This is a genomic window from Thermodesulfobacteriota bacterium (assembly GCA_036482575.1).
Taxonomy (GTDB): Bacteria; Desulfobacterota; GWC2-55-46; order GWC2-55-46; family JAUVFY01; genus JAZGJJ01.
Genome location: JAZGJJ010000047.1, coordinates 1 through 4,359 on the forward strand (window position 1 = coordinate 1; position 4,359 = coordinate 4,359).

A 4,359-nucleotide genomic window follows, 5' to 3' on the forward strand; every position below is an offset into this window, starting at 1 on the left:
GAGGTGAGGGGAGGGGGGGGGATGGTTCAAAGCATCCTCGCGGGCGGCATCCTCTTTTCCATGTACCGGCGTATGACACCCTTCATGACGTTCCTTGACGCGGGAAAGACCGCGAGGAAGCCCACCAGGTCGGTCGTAAGCCCGGGGGTTATAAGGAGCGCGCCCGCGACGAGCAAGAGCGCCCCGTCGAATATTTCCTCGGAGGGGAACACCCCGCTTGCGAGGTTTCCCTGAAAGCGATACGCGACGTTAAGCCCTTCGAGCCTCACCAGCCAGGCCCCGACAAGGGCCGTACCGATGACGAGGAGGACGGTATGGAGCGTGCCGAGATAGCTCCCCACTTTTATCAGGATCGCAAGCTCGACCACCGGGATGATGGTGAATAACAGAAATAATTTAAAGAACACTGCGAGCCCCTTTAGTTACGGTGACGTTACAGGAAAAAACCTACTGCATATGGCAGACAGTGTCAAGATAAAAGGTGGGGTCCCGAGATGAACCCACGGGTGCTTGTGGTGGACGACAGCGACGAGAGCCTCTTTTTGCTCTCATCTAAGATGGAGGCCGAGGGGTACGAGGTGGCCGGCGCCACGAACGGTATGGAGGCGCTGGAGAAGGTGAAATCTTTCCATCCGGACATAGTGCTTCTTGACGTCATGATGCCGCAGCTCGACGGCTACGAGGTCTGCAGGAGGCTCAAGTCGGATGAGGATACGCGCTACATACCGGTAATAATGATTACCGGCAAGGGCGAGCTCGAGGACAAGGTGATGGGGTTGGGGCTGGGGGCGGAGGACTACATAACCAAGCCCTACAGCATGGTGGAGCTCTCGGCCAGGGTCAGGTCGCTCCTCGGCATGAGGATGCTGCAGAGCAGGCTCAGGGAGAGCGAGAAGATGGCCGCCCTCGGAGAGATGGTAGACGGCATAGCCCACGAGGTCAGGAACCCGCTGGTTACCATCGGCGGCATGGCCAGGCGGCTTCGCGAGCATGAGACCGACGAGGAGCGCAAACGCTGCGCCGAGACCATAATAAAATCCGTGGACAGGATGGAGCGGATGCTCCAGAGGATAGACGAGTATAAGTGGATACTCGTCTCAAGGCTTTCACCGTGCAACGTTAACGAGGTCGTGGAAAAAGCCGTGGAGGCGGCGGAGGAGTTGGCCGAGGGGAAACGGATAAAGATAACCGTTTCTCTTATGGCTGACCCTCCGGAACTCCGCCTTGACGGGACCAACATGAAGATGGCGTTCTTCAACGTCCTCCAGAACTCGGTGGAGGCCATAGAGGATACGGGGACGATAGAGGTCCTGACCTCGGCCGGAGACGGCGGGTCTGTGGTGGTTACCGTTACGGACACGGGCTGCGGCATAGAGGAACAGGAGATAAGGAAGGTCTTTAACCCGTTTCATACCTCCAAGATGACGGGGGCGGGGCTCGGGCTCACCATAAGCTACAGGATAATAACCGACCACGGCGGCGAGATAAAGGTCACGAGCAGGAAGGGGGAGGGGAGTGTTTTTACCATAACCCTGCCTCCGTCGGCTACCCCTCCGGCTCTTTCTTGAGCACCGTTTCCCTCCGGAACTTCTCGTCGTCCCTCTCGGGGTAGTCTATATTGTAGTGGAGCCCCCGGGACTCTTTCCTTGCCGTGGCGGACCTTATTATAAGCTCGGCTACCGTCGCGATGTTCCTCAGCTCCAGCAGGTCGCTCGTAACGGTGAAGTCCCAGTAGTACTCGTTTATCTCTTTTTGAAGGAGCTCTATCCTTCTCCCGGCCCTCTCGAGCCTCTTATCCGACCTTACGATACTGACGTAGTTCCACATAAGCCTTCTTATCTCGTCCCAGTTCTGGCTTATGACCACGGCCTCGTCGCTTATGACCGCCCCCTTGCTCTCCCAGGGCGGTATAGGGGGGATAACGGTTTTCCCTTTTTCCTCCCCCTCTTCCTCTATGGCCTCCACGCCGTCCTCGGCCGCCTTCGTGGCGAACACCAGTGACTCCAGGAGCGAGTTGGAGGCGAGCCGGTTGGCGCCGTGCAGCCCCGTACAGGCCGCCTCGCCTATGGCGTAGAGCCCTTTTACGCTGCTCCTCCCGGCCCTGTCCGTCTTTATCCCGCCGCAGATGTAGTGGGCCGCGGGGACGACGGGTATGGGACCGGCGGCGAGGTCGAAGCCGAACTCGAGGCACCTCCGGTGGATATTGGGGAACCGCTCCTTTATGAACTCCGGCTTCCTGTGGCTTATGTCGAGGTAGACGCACTCCCTGCCGCTCTTTTTAAGCTCGAAGTCTATGGCCCTGGCCACGACGTCTCTCGGCGCGAGGTCCCCCTGAGGGTGGTGCCCCTTCATAAACGGAGTTCCGTCGGAGAGTTTTAAGAGAGCGCCTTCACCCCTTAGCGCCTCCGACAGGAGGAAGCTCTTGGCCTCGGGGTGGTAGAGGCAGGTGGGGTGGAACTGTATGAACTCCATGTTGGCGACCTCCGCCCCGGCGCGGTAGGCCGTCGCCACACCGTCGCCCGAGGCCACGTCCGGGTTGCTGGTATAGAGGTAGACCTTGCCCGCCCCGCCGGTGGCGAGTACGGTGGCCTTTGCCGTAAAGCTCTTGACCTCGCCGGTGCCCTTGTCGAGCACGTAGGCCCCCCAGAGCCTCTCCTCGCCTCTGCCCTCGACGAACTTGGAGTGGGTTATCAAGTCCACCGCCATGTGGTCCTCATAGACCGTTATGTTACCAGCGGCCTCCACTGCCCTTACGAGCGTCTCCTCGACCTCCCTTCCCGTGAGGTCGCCGGCATGCACTATCCTCCTCTTCGAGTGTCCGCCCTCTCTTCCGAGGTCCAGAGCCGCGTCCCTCCCGCCCCCTCCCCCGGCCTTGCTCGTAAACCGCGCGCCGAGCCTTATGAGCTCCCGAATCATCTCCGGGCCGTCGCGCACCACCATCTCCACTATCTCCGGGTTGGAGAGCCCGGCGCCGGCCTCTATCGTATCCGCTATGTGGGCCTCGAAGCTGTCCTCATCGCCCAGGACCGAGGCTATCCCCCCCTGTGCATAGAAGGTCGCCCCCTCCCGCACCTCGCGCTTGGTCACGACCGCCACGCTCCCCGCCTTTGCCGCCTTGAGCGCGAACGTGAGCCCCGCGATGCCCGAGCCTATCACAAGAAAATCCGACCTTATCTCCAAACCGGCCTCCCTTTTAATCCCTTTACGCAGTGGAGTAAAAAGCTTATGACACGACGGCGTCTTTGTCAATCTGAAACACCATCATGGTGCGTGCCGCACTGGCAACGTGTATGCGGTCTTCTGTAACGTTAGCAACATGTATTGCGGTCGATAGTTTCTAAATTTAAAACACCATCATGGTGTTTTGAGGGGGGATATAGTATAGTTTAGGGATGATAAAGAGGAGGGAAACGCGGGGCATAAGGGTAGGGGACGTGGCAATCGGCGGTGGCGCGCCCGTGAGCGTCCAGTCGATGACCAACACTCCGACCGCCGACGTCGGCGCTACCGTCTCCCAGATACGGGCCCTTCACGGGGCGGGCTGCGAGATAGTGAGGGTCGCCGTGCCCGACATGGAGGCCGCTGAAGCGCTTGGCGGGATAATAAAGGAAGTAAAGGAACTGAAGGTCCCCGTAATAGCCGACATACACTTCGACTGGAGGCTCGCGCTGAAGGCCGTGGATAACGGCGTGGACGGGCTCAGGCTTAACCCCGGGAACATAGGCTCCAGGGAGCGTGTCGAGGAGGTCGTAAGGGCGGCCGCGGAGCGCGCCATCCCCATCCGCATAGGCGTCAACTCCGGCTCGCTGGAGAAGGACATACTCAAGAAGTACGGCCACCCGACCGCCGAGGCGATGGTCGAGAGCGCTCTCAGGCACATCCATATTCTCGAGGATATGGAGTTCCGGGAGATAAAGGTCGCGCTCAAGGCCTCGGACGTGTGGACCACCATAGACGCCTACAGGCTCCTGGCGGAAAAGGTCGACTACCCCTTCCACGTCGGCATCACCGAGGCGGGGACGCTCTTTTCCGGTACCATAAAGTCCTCGGTCGGTATAGGGGTTATCCTCGCCGGGGGGATAGGCGACACCATAAGGGTCTCCCTTACCGGAGACCCGGTCGAGGAGGTCAAGGTAGGGTGGGAGATACTGAAGGCCCTGGGCCTGAGGAAAAGAGGGGTCAACATCATATCGTGTCCCACCTGCGGCAGGCTCAAGTTCGACTGCGTGTCGATCGCGCTCGAGATAGAGAAGAGGCTCGCCCACGTGCGGGAGCCGGTTAACGTGGCCGTGATGGGCTGCGTGGTGAACGGGCCGGGCGAGGCCGTGGAGGCCGACGTGGGCATAGCCGGGGGCGACG

Annotated in this window: 4 protein-coding genes; 2 read left to right on the plus strand and 2 right to left on the minus strand. The window is 60.2% G+C overall.

Annotated features, from left to right (window positions below; translation table 11 throughout):
* Window positions 1–26: 26 nt before the first annotated feature.
* Window positions 27–407, minus strand: coding sequence for an FxsA family protein (locus V3W31_02240; protein MEE9613756.1), 381 nt, complete (start codon window positions 405–407; stop codon window positions 27–29).
* Window positions 408–494: 87 nt separating this feature from the next.
* Between V3W31_02240 and V3W31_02245 the strand changes: the two genes are divergently transcribed.
* The gene (locus tag V3W31_02245; protein ID MEE9613757.1) at window positions 495–1,568 is read left to right on the plus strand and encodes a response regulator; all 1,074 of its coding nucleotides are present in this window, start codon (window positions 495–497) and stop codon (window positions 1,566–1,568) included.
* Here the strand turns inward: V3W31_02245 and nadB are convergent.
* Window positions 1,546–3,180, minus strand: coding sequence for an L-aspartate oxidase (gene nadB, locus V3W31_02250; protein ID MEE9613758.1), 1,635 nt, complete (start codon window positions 3,178–3,180; stop codon window positions 1,546–1,548). The genes V3W31_02245 and nadB overlap by 23 nt on opposite strands.
* Window positions 3,181–3,392: 212 nt before the next feature.
* Here nadB and ispG point away from each other — a divergent pair.
* Window positions 3,393–4,359: flavodoxin-dependent (E)-4-hydroxy-3-methylbut-2-enyl-diphosphate synthase (gene ispG, locus V3W31_02255; protein MEE9613759.1), on the plus strand; the 967-nt coding region annotated here is incomplete at its 3' end.